This window comes from Streptomyces lacaronensis (genome assembly GCF_047337785.1).
In the GTDB taxonomy this organism is placed as follows: Bacteria; Actinomycetota; Actinomycetes; order Streptomycetales; family Streptomycetaceae; genus Streptomyces; species Streptomyces lycopersici.
In genome coordinates this window covers 5942618-5958990 of sequence record NZ_JBLHDK010000003.1, presented here as the reverse complement: position 1 = coordinate 5958990, position 16373 = coordinate 5942618, and the positions used below count along the sequence as shown (strand labels likewise).

The following is a 16373-nucleotide window of genomic DNA, read 5'->3' as shown; positions in this document are numbered from 1 at the left end:
TCGGTGCAGCGCGGGGCTATAGCTCAGACGGTTAGAGCGCTTCCCTGATAAGGAAGAGGCCACAGGTTCAAGTCCTGTTAGCCCCACCGTCGCGATCAGCCTGGATGGAGATCTTCTTCGTCCAGGCTGATGTCGTATGGGGGCAGGGAGTTGATCCCCGCTTCCTTCCCGGTTTCTCGTCGGCCAATGCCGGTCATAGGTCACCGATCGGTATCGGTCGGTGTGTATCATCAGGCGCCAGAGGTCCCCTACGTCAAGAAAGAGACGAGGTAGCGCGGTGAAGAAGCTGCTCCTGGTCGCACTGGCCGCCATCGGCGGGCTCCTCGTGTACCGCCAGATCCAGGCGGATCGCGCCGAGCAGGATCTGTGGACGGAGGCGACCGACTCCGTACCCGCAGGTTCGGGTGTGTGAGCTCCTACAACAGTCCCGTTACGGGGCCCCGACCGCTGGAGCGGTCGGGGCCCCGTCGGCTTTACTGGCGCCGTGGCGGGGAAGCGGCGGGGCCTTCGGGGGATGGCATGACGGGGGTGTCGGGGGGATGGGATGACGGGGGCCTTCGTGTTTCACTCTCGCAAACGAATAGCTTGCACAGGCAAAGTTGAGCGGGCCGGCCGGGCCGGGGCGAACGAGCCGACCAGACCGGGGTTGAGCGGGCCGACCGGCCGGTACGACGAGGAGTGACGCGCGATGAAGGACCGCCGCAAGGTCAGGGCCGGTCTCGCCGCGGCGGCGGCGCTGTGCGCGGTGGCCGCGGCACCGGGCACGTCCCTCGCCGACGGCGCCGCCGGGGCCCGGGCGTACGAGACCCGCGGCACCCGGATATCCGGCTCCGACGGTGAGGCGGGGGCCCCTTCCCTGGCGGCCGGCCGCACCTATGTCGACAGCGTCGGACCGGGCGAGAAGCGGTACTACGGCGTGACGCTCGACTCGAAGTCAGCCGCCTATGTCTCGGCGGTCGCGGCACCCCGGCCGGGCGCGGAGGTGACCTCGTACCGCGATGGCGTGAAGGTGACCCTGGAGAGCCCGGGCGGGGGCATCTGCGGCACCGCCTCCCCGAAGATCGAGACGAGCGGCGTGGCCTATCCCCTGGCCGACTACGCCTCCCGCCAGATCGACTCCGGCCCGGCCTCCTGCCACCAGGCGGGGCGCTATGTGGTGACCGTGGAGCGCCAGGACGGATCGCCGGACCCGGAGCGCTGGCCCGTGGAGCTCCGGTTGATGGTGGAGCCACCGGTGAAGGGCGGGGCCACGGGGGCGGCGCCGGAGGGGAGTTCGAGCTCGCCGTCGCCCGAGCCGCTGGACGGCACTCCGTTGCCGAGGCGCGGCGGGCGCGGCTTCACCGACGCGCCGACCCTGGGGACCGGGGTGTGGAGGGACGAGATCACGCCGGGGGAGACGCACTTCTACCGGGTGCCCGTGGACTGGGGGCAGCGCCTCTCCGCCGTCGCCGAACTGTCCGCCGACGGCAAGGACCAGAGCACCCGTCTGCTCGACCGCGCCCTGGCGCTGCACGCCTACAACCCGGCGCGCGGGCTCGCGAAGCGCGGCACCCCCGCCGCGCAGGACGGCGAGCCGCCCCGCACCCAGGTGGCCACCGCGCCGGTGGACTACGGAAACCGGTATGCGAACACCGGCTCCACGGTCCGCGCGATGAGCTTCAGCGGTGGGTACTTCCTGGCGGTCACCCTCAACCCGCCGCAGGTGGCACCGCATCTGAACAGCTCGGTGCCGGTCGTGCTGCGGGTACGGGTGGCGGGCGACGCGCGCGGCGGGCCCACCTACGACAAGGACCCGGTCGAGGCGGGGTTCGGCCTCACGGCGGCCGACCGGCGGGCGGCCAAGCGCCATCCGCTCGCGGCGGACGGCGACCCGATGGCGAATTCCGGCTCCGGCGCCGCCGACTCGAAGGACGCGCTGCGGGTGGTGGGGTACGCGGGGATCGGCACCGGGACGGCGCTGGTGCTCGGGCTCGGGGCGTGGACGCTCACCGCCCGGCGGCGGGCCTCGGCGCGGCAGCGGTACGGGCCGCCGCCTGCTTGGTAGTTGGCGCCTGGGGCCCGCTTGGGGGCGGGTCCGGGGCCTGCTTCGTGGTTGTCGGCCTGGGGGGGGCGGGTCAGCCCGCTGCCACCAGGGCCCATGCGCCGATGGCGAAGCACAGCGCCGCCACGATCAGGATCGAGAGCGTCGCCTTCCGGGACGGTCCGGGGCGCCGCCCAGCCGCTGAGGGAACCCGCGGCCGCTCCGCGGTGTATGGACGAGTAGAAGGAAAGTCACGCGGGGGCGGCGTTGGTGTCGGCGTCGGCGTCGGCGCCGGTGTGGGCGTTGGCGTTGGCGTCGGTGTCGGCGTGTGAGCCGCGTTCGGAGCGGGAGCGGGGGTGGGCGTATGCGGGTGCGGATGCTGCACCGGCTGTACGGGGTGTGGTGGCTGCTGTTGTGCGTGGTGCGGGTGGCGCACGGGCGGCTGTGGGGCCGGTGGGATCGGGGCCGCCGTCGAAGGGGTCGGCGGGGTCAGCGGGTGGGGTATCGACGGCCGCTGGACCGGCGGGGGCGGAGTCGCGGGCTGGGCGGTCGGCGGCGGGGGCGTCGGCGTCGGTGGGGTCTGGTGCGGTGGGGTCCGGTTCAGGGGCGACTGGGCGGGCGGGGGTTCGGGGTGCTGGACTTCGGGGTGCCGGACTTCGGCGGGCGGGGCACCGGAGGACGGAGCCCCAGCAGTTCCGGGGGTCTCGGTGTGCGGGGCGCGCGGCTGTTCGTTCCGGGGGAGCGGCGGCGGGAGGGTGAAGCTGCCGGTGTCGGACATGGACGGCCGCGGCGCGGCTGGCTGCTGGGGAGCGGCCGGGTCGGCCTTCGCGTGGCGGCGGCGCGGCCGGGTGGGGCCATCGGGGCCGAATCCGGTGGGCAGCGGCCCGAGTTGGTCGAAGACCTCGATGGCATCGTCGTCCAGGTCGGCCTCGGGCAGCAGGTCGACCGCGGTCGCCAGCGCCTTCCGTGCGCCCGTGGCGGTGCGGAAGCGGTTCTCGGGGTCCGGCTGCAGCAGCCCGGCGATCACCTGCCACAGCGGTTCGGGCACCCCGGTGGGCGCGTTCGGCACCCCCTGCTCGAAGAGCTTGACGAGCGCCTCCCCGTCCGGTTTGTGCCCGGTGATCAGATAGAGCGCCACCAGCCCGACGGCGAAGAGGTCGGCCGGGAAGTCGGGGTCGTCGCCCATCATCTGCTCGGGCGCGAAGTAGCCGGGCGTGCCCATCACGTAGTTGGCCTCGGTGAGGCGCGGCTCGCCCTTGGTCAGCGCGATGCCGAAGTCGGACAGCCGGACGTGCGGCCGCCCGGTCCCGGTGGATTCCAGCAGGATGTTCGCGGGTTTGATGTCCCGGTGCACCACGCCCTCGGCGTGCACCGCGGCCAGTCCGGAGAGCAACTGGTCGATCAGGGTGCACACATAGCGGGGCGGCAGTGGGCCGTAGTCCCCGATCAGATGGGCGAACGAGCCGCCGCCCACCAGGTCCATGGTGAACAGCACCTTGTCGTCGTCGGCCGCCCAGCTGGCCGGTGCCAGCACATGGGGGTGATCGATCCGCAGGGCCTGTTCCCGGACGAAGCGCAGCAGCGTATGGGCGTCACGTTGCTGGAGCACCTTCGCTGCCACGTACCGTCGGCGGCGGTGGTCCCAGACGCGCCATACCGCGCCCACGCCCCCGCGCCCGATCGGGTCCACCAGCTCGTACCGGCCCGCGAAGATCTCACCCATCGCGCCGTGCCCGCCCCGTCATCGACTCGTCAGCAGTTCAGCCCGTCAGCTCTGGTGCGCCTCGTAGTGGGCGACCGCCTCGGCGGTCCGCCCGGCGCCGTACACACGGAGAAACTCTGCCAGCTCGGGGTGGGCGGGGGCGAGGGAGTCGGCGGCATCGATGATGTCCCCCGCGGCCGCCACGGACCGCAGCAGCGACTGGATCTCGCGCACCACTCGCCGTACGGTCGGGGCGCCCGTGCTCGCCGTGGTCTGGGTGGAGTTGAGGACCGAGCCGCCCGCGGACTTCTTGATCTCCTCCATGCGCTCGGCGGCCTCGGCGGCGCTGACCCTGCCGTCGGCCGCCTGGCTGGACAGCTCCTGCAGCGCCTGCACCCGCTGGACCACGGCGGGGTTGCCGATTTTCGCGCGCTGGCCGCTCATGAGCTGCGAGAGCATGGGAGCGGACAGACCGAGGACGGCGGCGAGACGGGCTTGGTTCAGACCGAGATCGTCGATCAGACGGCGAAAGAGCGCCCCCAGCGGCTCCCCGTACCAGCTGCGCTGAAGCTCCCGTGCGCGCGCGGTGGCATCCTGCTGTGTTGCGTCCATCTCGCTCTCCCCTTCGCTTCGCTGCCGCGAATCTTGCGTGGCATCCTACGGAGAGCGCTACGCGCGAGCGATACCCGGTCGGGAATGGTGGTCGGTACCAGGTATCCTGATCGGCGAAGGGGCCTTAGCTCAGTTGGTAGAGCGCCGTCTTTGCATGGCGGATGTCAGGAGTTCGACTCTCCTAGGCTCCACCTCCATCTCCATCACCAGCCAGGACGCCGGACCGGTGTCCTGGCTGATCCGTTTTCGCCCCTGATATCGGTGTTGCCACTCTTGTCATTGCCCGGCGCAACACCCGCGGGATGCTCCAGGGTGTTTTCCATAACTCGGGCAGATCGCCCGGGAGTCGTCTGATCGGCGCGGTGCGCCGTACAGGGGGACACGATGAGTGTGCTGCATCCACTGGGCGAGAACCTGCCCGAGGAGTGCCGGGCGTTCGCTGTGGAGCTGAGGAAGCTGTTCCTGGGGCTCGGGGTCTCGGTGCGCAGATACGCGGTGCGGCGGCACCGGGATCCGAGCACCATCTCGCGATTCCTGAACGGCACCCGCATCCCGCCGTGGGAGTTTGTCTTCGATCTCTTCACCGATCTCGCCGAGCGGCGGGGCGTCGCCCCCACCCCGGCCGCCATCGAGCTGGTGCGGGAGCTGCACCGGGCCGCGGTCCGCACCAGCCGCTCCCCCGGGCATGCCATGGAGATCCTGCAGATCCAGCTGGCCGACGCCGACCGGGACGCCCGGGTCTCCATGGCGCACCAGGATGTGCTGGGTGAGGCGCTGCTGGACCTCAAGCACCGCATCGCCGATCTCGAGGTGCGGCTGAACCAGGCCGAGGCGGCATGGGCGACGGAGCGCGCCCGGGCGGACGCGCTGGAGCGGGACATCCCGGACCGGGACGAGCTGATCAAGGAGCGGGATCTGCTCCAGCAGGAGGTGCGGCGGCTCACCGAGGAGCTGGACGAGGTGCGGCTGCGGGGGCGGCTGGCGGAGGAGCGCTGTCTGGTCCTGGAGCGGCAGCTGGCCATGGTGGAGTCCCAGCGCCCGGCCGCGGTGCCACAGCAGGAGGAGGAGCCGATGGGACGGGAGGGGCCCGCGCCCCAGCGGGCCATGGGGCCGCGGCCGAAGATCCTCGTGGTGGACGACCAGCAGAACAATCTGCTGGCCATGGAGGCCGTGCTGGCCACGCTCGACCAGGAGCTGGTGACCGCGACCTCCGGGCAGGAGGCCCTCAAGGCGCTGCTCGACCACGACGACTTCGCGGTGATCCTGCTGGATGTGCAGATGCCCGAGATGGACGGCTATGAGACGGCGGCCCATATCAAGCGGCGCCCCCGTAACCGCGACATCCCGATCATTTTCCTCACCGCGATGGGCTCCGATCCCGAGCACTCCTCGCGGGGCTATGCGGCCGGTGCGGTGGACTACATGGCCAAGCCGTTCGACCCCTGGGCGCTGCGGGCCAAGGTCTCGGTCTTCACCGAGATCTTCCTGGAGCGGCGGCAGCGCCGCTCCCAGGGAGAGGACCCGGCGGACTGAGCCGGAGCGGCCCCGGAGAAGGAGCCGCCCCGGAGAAAAGGACGAGGGGCGGGAGATCAGGCGATCTCCCGCCCCTCGCGGAGGGCTTGCGCCGGGCGCCGTGAGCGGCGCCGTCAGCGTTCGTCGTCCCTGCGGGCCTCGGCCTCGGCCTGCTTGGCCCGCACCTCGGGGTCGAGGGCGTCCTGGTCGCTGCCGTCCACCGCCGAGAGCCGCTCGCGGTCGCCCGCCTCGGTCGCCGCCGGGGGCTCGACCAGCCAGTCGGGGTTGGCCTGCTTGTCCCACCACTTCCACGCGGCGTAGACGCCCGCGCCGACCAGCCCGATGAAGGTCGCCCGCTTGGCGAAGCGGGCGGCCCGGGCCCGGCGGCGGTGCTTCCGGGCGAGCTTCTCGATCTCCGCGGCTGTCACATGGGTGCGCAGCGCCGCGATGGCCGCCGCCGTGCGGACGGTCGCCTCCTCGCGCGCCGGTCCCGCGGCGGCGCGCACCCCGGCCATCGCCTGCTCCACCCGCGGTCCGGTGTAGTCGGCGGCATGGCGTGCCGCCTTACGGGTCCGCTTGGCGGCCCGTGTGGCGGCCTGGTCCACCTTCGGCGGCAGGGTGCCGCGGGCCTGGTCGAGCCGTGGCGCGATATGGGCGTGGTACTGAGCACCGGCCGTGCACCGGGCCTGGTGCGCCGCGGTCGAGACCTTCGGCGCCAGCCGGACGCGGGCCTCGTGCGCGTAGCGCGTCGCGGTGTCCTTGGCCGTGCCGGCATAGGGCGCCACCGCCTCCGCGGCGTGCAGGACGCTGCCCTTGGCTGTGCCGGTCGCGGCTCGCACGCTGTCAATGCGGGTCACGGGATCCTCCTCCTCGGTGGCGTGGTCAAGCTCCGGGGTTCAGAGTCGTGCGTTCTTGTTGCGCGCTCCATCTGCCGAGTTTCGTGTTTCCATCCCAAGAAAGATCATGCCTGTTTGTGAAGATCATGCCCGTTCGATCCATGACCAGCATGTGTGATCGGGCATCTGGGTCATAGGAAAGATTCTCGTGGAAACCACGCGGATCGGCGCGCCCGGCGCCGCCTCAGCGGCTACTCGTCCACCTTGCGTCCGTGCGAGGATCAGGAGACGTAAGTGAAAACGATGGAAGGTTGATCGTGGCCGAGCAGCTATACGCCACCCTGAAGACGAACAACGGCGACATCGTGGTCCGGCTGCTGCCGAATCACGCGCCCAAGACGGTCAAGAACTTTGTCGAACTGGCCGAAGGCAGTCGTGAGTGGACTCACCCAGCCACTGGCAAGAAGGCCAAGGAGAAGCTCTACGACGGCACCGTCTTCCACAGGGTGATCAGTGGCTTCATGATCCAGGGCGGTGACCCGCTGGGCAACGGGACCGGTGGTCCCGGCTATGAGTTCGGTGACGAGTTCCACCCGGACCTGGCCTTCAACAAGCCGTACCTGCTGGCGATGGCCAACGCGGGCCCGGGCACCAACGGCTCGCAGTTCTTCATCACGGTCTCCCCGACCGCGTGGCTGACCGGTAAGCACACCATCTTCGGCGAGGTCGTCGACGAGGGCAGCAAGAAGGTCGTCGACGCGATCGCGGGCACCGCGACCAACCCGCGCACCGACCGTCCGCTCCAGGACGTCGTCATCGAGTCGGTCGTGGTGGAGACGCGCGAGGGCTGAACCCGAACGGGGGGCTGAACCCGTACGGGGAACTTTCATGCCCCGCTTGTCCGTGTGAACAAGTGTCCGTGTGAACAAGCGGGGCGGGGGAACGCCCGATCAGAAGTGGACAAGGGGCGAGGGGACACCATGGAGGACCAGGCGGTCTGTTGCTACCGGCACCCTCAGCGGGAGACCGGCATCAGCTGCACCCGCTGTGAGCGCCCGATCTGCCCCGAGTGCATGATCAGCGCGTCTGTGGGGTTCCAGTGCCCCGAGTGCGTGAGCGGACGGGCGTCCGCCGGATCCGGGGCCCCGGCCGCCGGCCCCTCGCCGCGCGCCGCCCAGCCGCGCACCCTGGCCGGCGGCACGATGGCCTCGGACCCCCGGCTGATCACCAAGATCCTGGTGGCCATCAACATCGCGGTATGGCTCGCCGCGCTGTCCGCGGGCGACCGGCTGGTGAACGATCTCGACCTGGTCGGCCGGGCCTACGATCCCGGCACGGTGCAGATCGTCGGCGTCGCCGAGGGCCAGTGGTGGCGGCTGGTGACCTCGGTCTTCCTCCACCAGCAGCTGATGCACATCGCCTTCAACATGCTCTCGCTGTGGTGGATCGGCGGCCCGCTGGAGGCCGCGCTCGGCCGTGTCCGCTTCATCGTGCTCTACATGCTGTCGGGGCTGGGCGGCAGCGCGCTGTCGTATCTCCTGGCCGCCCAGAACCAGCCGTCGCTGGGTGCCTCCGGCGCGATCTTCGGCCTGCTCGGCGCCACCGCCGTGCTGATGCGTCGGCTGAACTACGACATGCGGCCGGTCATCGCGCTGCTGGCGCTGAATCTGCTCTTCACCTTCACCTGGTCCGGCATCGCCTGGCAGGCCCATGTCGGCGGTCTGGTCGCGGGCACGGTGGTGGCGTACGGGATGGTGCACGCGCCCCGGGAGAAGCGGGCACTGGTGCAGCGGGGGACCTGCGTCCTGGTGCTGCTCGCGATCGTCGCGGTGGTGTGGATCCGGACGGTGCAGCTCACCGGCTGAAACCGTCGGCTGAAGCTCATCGACCGAGCGGAGCGGCCGACCGATGAGCGGTCGGCCATAGGCCACCTGGGACGAGCTGGACCTGGTCAGTTGTCCACAGCGCGTGGCGGATCTTACGCAACCTGTGGAGAACTTGCGTACACCCCCCGACTGACCTGCGTTTTCGCAGGAAGGCGGGGGTATGAACGATCGAACAGATGCCCGTCACCGGTCACACCGGCGTCAACACGGCAGGGGTTATCCACAGATCTTCTGAGTTTTCCCCGGCTGTGGATAACTCTGTGGACAACCTGGGGACGGGCGTGGGGACCGCCGGATTACTTCCACTGGGTGGAGACGACGAACCCCGCGGCGATGAAGCCGAAGCCGACCACGATGTTCCAGTTGCCCAGCGATTCGACCGGCATGTCCCCCGTGGTCACGTAGAAGATGACGATCCACGCGAGGCCGATCAGGAACATGGCCAGCATCAGCGGCGCCACCCACCGGCGGCCGCTGTTCAGACTGATGCTGGCTGCCTGCTTCGCCGGCGGCGGCGTGAAGTCGTCCTTCTTGCGGATCCGTGACTTCGGCACGAGGAACTCTCCTGTCGATGCGCTGCGTGACCGCGCGGGGATGTGTACGGACGGCGCCGGGGCGGGACAGCGACGGGGACCACGTCCCTCCCCCACACGTCCGTTAGCGTAGTCCTTCCGCGGCGTCGTAAGGAGTAAGGGTACGTTGAGCAATTCCGCTGACTCCCCCGCCCCGGCGTCCCGCCGCCCCCGGTTCCGCCCCGTACGGCTGCTGACCGGAGCGGTCTTCGCACTGGCCGGGTTGATCTTCTGGACCAGTTTCAACACGGCTCAGGGCACCAATCTCCGCAGTGATGAATCGATGCTGCGGCTCTCCGACCTCATCCAGGAGCGCAGCCGTAAGAACGGCACCCTGGACGACAGCACCGCCAAAATACGCTCCGAGGTCGACGCCCTCGCCCGGCGGGACAACGGCAGCACCCAGGCCGAGCGCCGCAAGCTGGCCGAGCTGGAGGAGGCCGCCGGCACCAAGAAACTCACCGGCCCCGGGCTCACCGTCACCCTCACCGACGCCCCGCCGAACGCCACCCCGCAGATCCCCGGCGTCCCGGATCCCCAGCCCAACGATCTCGTCATCCACCAGCAGGACCTCCAGGCCGTGGTCAACGCGCTGTGGCAGGGCGGCGCCGAGGGGATCAAGGTCATGGACCAGCGGCTGATCTCCACCAGCGCGGTGCGCTGCGTCGGCAACACCCTGATCCTCCAGGGCCAGGTCTACTCGCCGCCCTACAAGGTCACCGCCGTGGGTGACAGGGACAAGCTGGGCGCCGCCCTCGCCGCCTCACCCGCGATCCAGAACTACCGCAGCTATGTCGACGCGTACGGCCTCGGCTGGAAAGTCGACCAGCACGACACGGTGACTCTTCCCGGCTACTCCGGCACAGTGGATCTGCACCAGGCACAGCCCATCGGATAGCACCGGCGGACCGGCGTGCGGCGCCGGGTCAGCCGGGCGGACAGTGGGGAGCCGATGAGAACGCGGCTGATCGTCAGGACGCTCAGTGAGATCTGCGTCACCGTCGGAGCTCTGATCATCCTTTTGGTGGTCTACGTCCTGTACTGGACCTCCGTACGGGCCGACCGCGCCATGGACGGCGAGATCGACCACCTCCAGGACCGCTGGGCCAGCGGCACGGTCAGCGCGGGCGCCGAGCCCTCGTCGAAGCCCCGCCGCTACGAGCCAGGCGCCTCCTTCTCGATCATGTACATCCCGCGGTTCGGCGCCGACTGGGCCAAGCCCGTCCTGGAGGGCACCGCCACCGGCACCCTCAAGAAGGGGCTCGGCCACTACTCCCGCACCGCCCGCCTCGGCGCCCTCGGCAACTTCGCCGTCGCCGGGCACCGGCGCACCTACGGCGACCCCTTCAAGGACTTCCCCGAGCTCCGCCCCGGTGACGCGGTGGTGCTGACCGACGGCACCACCTGGTTCACCTACCGCGTCGACCGGCGGCCCTACCGCACCCTGCCGACCGACACCGGGGTGATCGATCCGGTGCCGCGCGCGTCCGGCTTCCGGCGCCCCGGCCGCTATCTCACGCTGACGACCTGCGAGCCGGAGTGGGGCCACAGTCACCGGCTGATCGCCTGGGCACACCTCGACGCGACACAATCCGTAGCCCAAGGCAAGCCCAAGGCTTTGTACAGCTGACCCTCCGGCCCCACCCCTCGCCCCTTACTCTGGTGCTGCACTCCGGTGCTGCAATCGACTTCGTCATCGGTGAGTAGGGATGGCATGTACGGCTGGATCTGGCGGCATCTGCCGGGTAACGCATGGGTGCGGGCGCTGATTTCGCTCGTGCTGGTGCTGGCGATCGTCTTCGTGCTCTTCCAGTACGTCTTCCCCTGGGCGGAGCCCCTGCTGCCGTTCAACGACGTGACGGTCGACCAGGGAATGGCGGGTCCGCGATGAGCGCGCGCATCCTGGTCGTCGACAACTACGACAGCTTCGTCTTCAACCTCGTCCAGTACCTCTACCAGCTCGGCGCCGAGTGCGAGGTGGTGCGGAACGACGAGGTCTCCCTCGGCCACGCCCAGGACGGCTTCGACGGGGTCCTGCTGTCGCCCGGGCCCGGCACCCCGGAAGAGGCCGGAGTCTGCGTGGACATGGTGCGGCACTGCGCGGGCACCGGCGTACCGGTGTTCGGCGTCTGCCTGGGGATGCAGTCCATGGCCGTCGCGTACGGCGGAGTCGTCGGACGGGCCCCGGAGCTGCTGCACGGCAAGACCTCGCTGGTGACCCATGAGGGAACCGGCGTCTTCAGCGGGCTGCCCACCCCCTTCACCGCCACCCGCTACCACTCGCTGGCCGTGGAACGGGGGACGGTGCCCCCCGAGCTGGAGATCACGGCCTGGACGGAGACCGGCATCGCCATGGGTCTGCGCCACCGTGAACTGCGGGTCGAGGGCGTCCAGTTCCACCCCGAGTCGGTCCTCACCGAATGGGGCCACCGGATGCTCGCCAACTGGCTGGTGGAGTGCGGGGACACGGATGCCGTGGGGCGGTCCGCGGGGCTCGCCCCGGTGGTCGGGGCGGTCGGCGGTAAGGCCGGCGAGTGACCGGACCGCGCCCCGAGCGCGAGGGCGCCGCCCAGGGCGCCCGGGAGCCCGCCCCGTACGCGCCGTACGGGGCTCATGAGCATCACGCCGCCCCTGGCGCGCACGCCGCCCCTGGCGCGCATGGCGCCCATGGGGACCCGGACGCGTTCCAGACGGCGGCTGCGGAGGGCCCGCGGGACCCGCTGACCGACCCGCTGCCGGACTCCGCCCCGGCCGGGCCCACGGGGCACGCCGTGGGCACCGCGTCGCTCGCCGTGCCGCCGCCCACCGGCCGCAGGCGACGTGCCCGCCCGGCCGCCGCGGGGTCGGAGGAGGCCGCTGAGGCGGCTGGGTCACCCACGGGGCGTCGCCGTGCTCGCACCGTCCCCTCGGGCGAGGAGGCGGCCGGGCCGCCCACGGGGCGCAGACGCGCCCGTACGGCCCCTTCGGGGCCGGAGGAGGCCGCTGAGGCGGCCGGGCCGCCCACCGGGCGCCGCCGCGCCCGTACGGCCCCCTCGGGGCCCTCAGGGGCCGCACACACCGCTCAGCCGCCCACCCGCGCCCCAGGGCCCTCCCCACGCTCCGGCGAGACGTCTCCACGCTCCGGCGAGACGTCTCCACGGTCCGGTGAGGCATCCGCACGCGCCCCGGAGGCCGCCGAGACGGCCGTCCTGCCCCAGGTGCCGCCCCGGGGCGACGACGAGACGGTCGCCCTGCGCGCGGTGGAGGCACCGCCCGCCGACCAGACCATGTTGCTGCGCAAGGTCGACGCGGACCGGCACGGCGATTCCGAGCCCGCGCCCGGCGGCCGGGCCGCCCGCCGTAGGGCCGCCCAGGGGGCCGGGAAGCGCGCCGGAAGGCATGGCTCCCGCGCCCGGGGCGGCACGGCGGAAGCGGACGCCACACGGGCCGCGGAGGGCGCGGGGAGCGCCGGGGACGCCCGGCCCCGCACCCGTATGGAGGCCAGGCGCGCCGCGCGGGCGCGCAAGGACAGCCCCGGGGTGGTGGCGAGCCGGGTGGTCGGCGAGCTGTTCATCACGCTCGGCGTGGTGATGCTGCTCTTCGTCACCTATCAGCTGTGGTGGACGAACATCCTTGCCCATCAGCAGGCCAACGGCGCCGCGAACAACCTCCAGAAGAAGTGGGACGAGAGCGGCGACGAGCGGGACCCGGGCACCTTCTCCCCCGGACAGGGGTTCGCGATCATCTACATCCCCAAGCTGGATGTGAAGGCCCCGATCGCGGAGGGCATCGACAAGCACAAGGTCCTCGACCGCGGCATGGTCGGCCACTACGGGAAGAGGCCGCTGAAGACCGCCATGCCGTGGGACAAGAAGGGCAACTTCGCGCTCGCCGGGCACCGCAACACCCACGGCGAGCCGTTCCGCTACATCAACCGCCTCAAGCCCGGCGACGAGATCGTCGTCGAGACGCAGAGCCGGTACTACACCTATGCGATGAGCAGCATCCTGCCGCAGACGTCGCCGTCCAACACGGGCGTCATCAAGCCGGTGCCGCCCGGCTCCGGCTTCACCGAACCGGGGCGGTACATCACGCTGACCACCTGCACCCCGGAGTTCACCAGCACCTACCGGATGATCGTCTGGGGCAAGATGGTCGACGAACGGCCGCGTAGCAAGGGAAAGCCGGACGCGCTGGTCGAATGAGCGGGAACAGCCGGGTAACCAGAAAAAAGGGGTACGACGCGGTGGCACGGACCGACCACGACGAGCGGCGGGACCGGCACCCCGGCCCGCCCGCAACGCCCAGCCGCCGTCCCGGCCGTGGACGGGTGGCCGCGGCCATCGCCGTCTTCGGCGAGCTGCTGATCACCGCGGGGATCATCCTCGCCCTGTTCGTCGTCTACTCCCTGTGGTGGACCAACGTCCTGGCCGACCGCGAGGCGAAGAAGCAGGGCGACCAGGTGCGCAAGCACTGGGCGCAGCAGGGGCCGGGCAAGCTGGACACCAAGAGCGGCATCGGCTTCCTGCACGTGCCGTCCATGCACAACGGCGAGGTGCTGGTCAAGAAGGGCACCGCCACCGAGACCCTCAACGACGGTGTGGCCGGCTACTACACCAAGCCGGTCAAGTCCGCGATGCCGTGGGCCAAGAAGGGCAACTTCAGCCTGGCCGCGCACCGGGACGGGCACGGCGCGAAGTTCCACAACATCGACAAGGTCCATGAGGGCGACCCGGTGGTCTTCGAGACCCGCGACACCTGGTACGTCTACAAGGTCTACGCGACGCTTCCGGAGACCTCGAAGTACAACGTGGACGTGCTGGACGCGGTCCCGAAGGAGTCGGGCCGGAAGCGGCCGGGCCGCTACATCACGCTCTCGACCTGCACCCCCGTCTACACCTCCCGCCACCGCTACATCGTGTGGGGCGAGCTGGAGCGCACCGAGAAGGTCGACGCGGACCGCACGCCGCCCGAGGAACTGCGCTAGCCCCCGGCAGGCCCCGCACACGGAGAAGCCCCCGGCACCCTGAGAAGGTGCCGGGGGCTTCCCCGTGTCACGGTGCCCGGAGGCCGGCTAGAAGCCGTTCTGGCCGCCGAAGATGCCTCCGCCGTTGTCACCACCGCCGTTCCCGCCGTTGCCACCCTGGCCGGCGACGGTAATGAGGTTCACGGACTGGCCCTTGGGCACCTGGGTGCCCGCGCCGGGCTGGCTGGCCACCACGGAGGCGTTGTCGTCCTGCGGACCGGCGATGTTGCCCACGTTGAGGCCCAGGTCCTGGAGTGCCTTCTTGGCGTCCTTGAGCTTCTGGCCGCCCAGGTTGGGCACCGGCACGTTCTCGCCCTGCGCGGGCTCCTTGGCGACGGTCAGCGTGACCGTCGAACCGGGCAGGACCTCCTGGCCGCCCTTGGGCGTCTGGTCGGTGACCGTGCCGGCCTCGACGTCGCCGTTTTCGACCTCCTGGGTTTGGACCTTGAGACCCTTGCCCTGGAGCGACTTCGTGGCGTCCTCGACCTTCTGCGTGGTCACGTCCGGGACGACGACCTTCTGCTGGGCCTCGGCGACGGTCAGGGTGATCGTGGCGCCCTTCGCGACCTTCTTGCCGCCCTTCGGGTCCTGGTCGATCACCTTGCCGGCGGTCTGGTCCGACTGCTCGGTCTTCTGCTCGACGTTGAAGCCCTTGGCCTCGAGCTGTTGCTTGGCCGATTCGTACTGCACGTTCAGGACGTCGGGAACCTCGACCCTGGCCGCGGGCTTGGGGCCCTTGGACATGGTCAGCTCGACCGTGCCGTACCGCTTGACCTCGCTGCCGCCCTTGGGGGTCTGCTCACAGACGGTGTTCTTGTCCGCGTTCTCGCAGAACTTGGAGCCGACGTTCTTGACCTTGAAGTCGCCGTTCTCCCCTTGGCTCTTGGCGTCCTCGAGCGTCTTGCCGACGAGATTGGGGACCGGGACCATGTCGTCGTTCTTACCGCCGGCGAACAGTGACTTCCCGATGAAGATCGCACCGACCAGCACCAGTATCCCGGCGATGATCAGCAGGATCGTGGAGAGGTTGCTCTTCTTGCCGGGGCCCCCGCGCCCCCGGCCGCGGTCCGGCCGCTCGTCGTAGCCGAAGCCGCCGTCGTCCTCGCGCATCGGCGGAAGCATCGAGGTCTGCGCCCCGGCGCCGGAGTTCTGCGGCCGCAGCATCGCGGTGGGCTGGTCGTCGGAGCCGTAGCCGACCGCGCCCAGGGCGGCGGTGGCGGCCACCGGCTGGCCCTCCAGGGCAGCCTCGATGTCGGCGCGCATCTCGTCGGCCGACTGGTAGCGGTAGTCGGGGTCCTTGACCAGCGCCCGCAGGACGATGGCGTCCATCTCCGGGGTGATCTCGGGGTCGTACGTGCTCGGCGGCTGCGGTTCCTCCCGCACGTGCTGATAGGCGACGGCCACCGGGGAGTCGCCCACGAACGGCGGCCTTACGGTCAGCAGCTCGTAGAGCAGACAGCCGGTGGAGTACAGGTCGCTGCGCGCGTCGACGGTCTCGCCCTTGGCCTGCTCGGGGGAGAGGTACTGGGCGGTGCCGATGACGGCGGCCGTCTGCGTCATGGTCATACCGGCATCGCCCATGGCCCGGGCGATGCCGAAGTCCATCACCTTGACCTGGCCGTCCCGCGTGAGCATGACGTTGGCAGGCTTGATGTCCCGGTGGACGATGTTGTTGCGATGCGAGTACTCGAGGGCCTGGAGGATGCCGGTGGTCATCTCCAGCGAGCGCTCGGGGAGCAGCTTTCTGCCCGAGTGGAGGAGCTCACGCAGCGTGGAACCGTCGACGTACTCCATCACGATGTACGGGATCGAGACGCCGTCGACGTAGTCCTCGCCGGTGTCGTAGACCGCGACGATCGCGGGATGGTTGAGCGAGGCGGCCGACTGGGCCTCTCGGCGGAACCGGGCCTGGAAGGACGGATCGCGAGCGAGGTCCGCCCGGAGCGTCTTCACAGCGACAGTACGGCCGAGGCGGGTGTCGTGCGCGAGGTAGACCTCCGCCATGCCACCGCGGCCGAGCACTGAGCCCAGCTCATACCGGCCGCCGAGGCGACGCGGCTCTTCCATAGCTACTCCAGCCCTCTTCCGTGGTTCCCGGCCGCACCTGCGGGCCGGCGAAGTGCTGCTCGCGCATACCGTACCCGGCACGTCTTACGGGACCCGGCCTCAGTGGCTATCTGATACCGGACCGGTACGGCGACGTGCGGGATTGGTATCCGGACGTGACG

16 protein-coding genes and 2 tRNA genes are annotated in these 16373 nt (G+C 70.5%); 13 read left to right on the top strand and 5 right to left on the bottom strand.

Annotated features, from left to right (window positions below; genetic code table 11):
- Positions 1–12: 12 nt before the first annotated feature.
- From ACMTAK_RS25860 to ACMTAK_RS25850, 3 genes are all read left to right on the top strand, one after another.
- Positions 13–86 (top strand) — tRNA-Ile (locus ACMTAK_RS25860).
- Positions 87–277: 191 nt separating this feature from the next.
- Positions 278–412: a DLW-39 family protein gene (locus ACMTAK_RS25855; protein WP_003958712.1), complete on the top strand. Its 135-nt coding sequence runs from the start codon at positions 278–280 to the stop codon at positions 410–412.
- 276 nt (positions 413–688) lie between these two features.
- The gene (locus ACMTAK_RS25850) at positions 689–2044 is read left to right on the top strand and encodes a hypothetical protein (RefSeq protein WP_413808413.1); all 1356 of its coding nucleotides are present in this window, start codon (positions 689–691) and stop codon (positions 2042–2044) included.
- A 70-nt stretch (positions 2045–2114) separates the two neighbouring features.
- Here ACMTAK_RS25850 and ACMTAK_RS25845 read toward each other — a convergent pair whose 3' ends face one another.
- Positions 2115–3743 (bottom strand): serine/threonine-protein kinase, encoded by a 1629-nt coding sequence (locus tag ACMTAK_RS25845; RefSeq protein ID WP_413808412.1) that lies wholly within the window; start codon positions 3741–3743, stop codon positions 2115–2117.
- A gap of 45 nt (positions 3744–3788) precedes the next feature.
- Entirely contained in the window at positions 3789–4334 is a 546-nt protein-coding gene (locus tag ACMTAK_RS25840; RefSeq protein WP_020869955.1) for a helix-turn-helix domain-containing protein, read from the bottom strand.
- Positions 4335–4452: 118 nt separating this feature from the next.
- Between ACMTAK_RS25840 and ACMTAK_RS25835 the strand changes: the two genes are divergently transcribed.
- Positions 4453–4525: transfer RNA gene (locus ACMTAK_RS25835), tRNA-Ala, on the top strand.
- A gap of 193 nt (positions 4526–4718) precedes the next feature.
- Positions 4719–5867 (top strand): response regulator, encoded by a 1149-nt coding sequence (locus tag ACMTAK_RS25830; protein ID WP_413808411.1) that lies wholly within the window; start codon positions 4719–4721, stop codon positions 5865–5867.
- Positions 5868–5980: 113 nt separating this feature from the next.
- Here the strand turns inward: ACMTAK_RS25830 and ACMTAK_RS25825 are convergent, their stop codons facing one another.
- Positions 5981–6703: a DUF5324 family protein gene (locus ACMTAK_RS25825; protein ID WP_413808410.1), complete on the bottom strand. Its 723-nt coding sequence runs from the start codon at positions 6701–6703 to the stop codon at positions 5981–5983.
- A gap of 296 nt (positions 6704–6999) precedes the next feature.
- Between ACMTAK_RS25825 and ACMTAK_RS25820 the strand changes: the two genes are divergently transcribed.
- Positions 7000–7533, top strand: a complete 534-nt coding sequence (locus ACMTAK_RS25820) for a peptidylprolyl isomerase (RefSeq protein WP_121825279.1) — start codon at positions 7000–7002, stop codon at positions 7531–7533.
- A gap of 129 nt (positions 7534–7662) precedes the next feature.
- Positions 7663–8547, top strand: a complete 885-nt coding sequence (locus ACMTAK_RS25815) for a rhomboid family intramembrane serine protease (RefSeq protein WP_413808409.1) — start codon at positions 7663–7665, stop codon at positions 8545–8547.
- Positions 8548–8864: 317 nt separating this feature from the next.
- On the opposite strand, the gene crgA is transcribed toward ACMTAK_RS25815, so the two are convergent.
- On the bottom strand, positions 8865–9122 hold the full coding sequence (gene crgA / locus ACMTAK_RS25810) for a cell division protein CrgA (protein ID WP_020869949.1): 258 nt from the start codon (positions 9120–9122) through the stop codon (positions 8865–8867).
- A gap of 145 nt (positions 9123–9267) precedes the next feature.
- Here crgA and ACMTAK_RS25805 point away from each other — a divergent pair, with 145 nt between their 5' ends.
- The 6 genes from ACMTAK_RS25805 to ACMTAK_RS25780 all read left to right on the top strand — a co-directional run bounded on the left by ACMTAK_RS25805 (position 9268) and on the right by ACMTAK_RS25780 (position 14106).
- The gene (locus ACMTAK_RS25805; protein WP_413808408.1) at positions 9268–10038 is read left to right on the top strand and encodes a DUF881 domain-containing protein; all 771 of its coding nucleotides are present in this window, start codon (positions 9268–9270) and stop codon (positions 10036–10038) included.
- A 54-nt stretch (positions 10039–10092) separates the two neighbouring features.
- Positions 10093–10770: a class E sortase gene (locus tag ACMTAK_RS25800; protein ID WP_413808407.1), complete on the top strand. Its 678-nt coding sequence runs from the start codon at positions 10093–10095 to the stop codon at positions 10768–10770.
- Between the two features lie 69 nt (positions 10771–10839).
- Positions 10840–11031, top strand: a complete 192-nt coding sequence (locus ACMTAK_RS25795) for a hypothetical protein (protein ID WP_143678402.1) — start codon at positions 10840–10842, stop codon at positions 11029–11031.
- Positions 11028–11678, top strand: coding sequence for an aminodeoxychorismate/anthranilate synthase component II (locus tag ACMTAK_RS25790; RefSeq protein WP_413808406.1), 651 nt, complete (start codon positions 11028–11030; stop codon positions 11676–11678). The genes ACMTAK_RS25795 and ACMTAK_RS25790 overlap by 4 nt, the downstream gene beginning before the upstream one ends.
- Positions 11675–13324 carry a class E sortase gene (locus ACMTAK_RS25785; RefSeq protein WP_413808405.1) on the top strand — a complete coding sequence of 550 codons (1650 nt, stop codon included), beginning with the start codon at positions 11675–11677 and terminating at the stop codon, positions 13322–13324. The genes ACMTAK_RS25790 and ACMTAK_RS25785 overlap by 4 nt, the downstream gene beginning before the upstream one ends.
- Before the next feature lie 41 nt (positions 13325–13365).
- Positions 13366–14106, top strand: a complete 741-nt coding sequence (locus ACMTAK_RS25780; protein WP_413808404.1) for a class E sortase — start codon at positions 13366–13368, stop codon at positions 14104–14106.
- A gap of 87 nt (positions 14107–14193) precedes the next feature.
- Here the strand turns inward: ACMTAK_RS25780 and pknB are convergent, their stop codons facing one another.
- Entirely contained in the window at positions 14194–16212 is a 2019-nt protein-coding gene (gene pknB / locus ACMTAK_RS25775) for a Stk1 family PASTA domain-containing Ser/Thr kinase (RefSeq protein WP_413808403.1), read from the bottom strand.
- Between the last annotated feature and the right edge of the window lie 161 nt (positions 16213–16373).

Bases quoted from the DNA above. Each gene is read 5' to 3' on its own strand.
- ACMTAK_RS25815 (WP_413808409.1), top strand. From the start codon at position 7,663: ATGGAGGACCAGGCGGTCTGTTGCTACCGGCACCCTCAGCGGGAGACC.
- ACMTAK_RS25790 (WP_413808406.1), top strand. From the start codon at position 11,028: ATGAGCGCGCGCATCCTGGTCGTCGACAACTACGACAGCTTCGTCTTC.
- ACMTAK_RS25830 (WP_413808411.1), top strand. From the start codon at position 4,719: ATGAGTGTGCTGCATCCACTGGGCGAGAACCTGCCCGAGGAGTGCCGG.
- ACMTAK_RS25845 (WP_413808412.1), bottom strand. From the start codon at position 3,743: ATGGGTGAGATCTTCGCGGGCCGGTACGAGCTGGTGGACCCGATCGGG.
- pknB (WP_413808403.1), bottom strand. From the start codon at position 16,212: ATGGAAGAGCCGCGTCGCCTCGGCGGCCGGTATGAGCTGGGCTCAGTG.
- ACMTAK_RS25850 (WP_413808413.1), top strand. From the start codon at position 689: ATGAAGGACCGCCGCAAGGTCAGGGCCGGTCTCGCCGCGGCGGCGGCG.
- ACMTAK_RS25800 (WP_413808407.1), top strand. From the start codon at position 10,093: ATGAGAACGCGGCTGATCGTCAGGACGCTCAGTGAGATCTGCGTCACC.
- ACMTAK_RS25840 (WP_020869955.1), bottom strand. From the start codon at position 4,334: ATGGACGCAACACAGCAGGATGCCACCGCGCGCGCACGGGAGCTTCAG.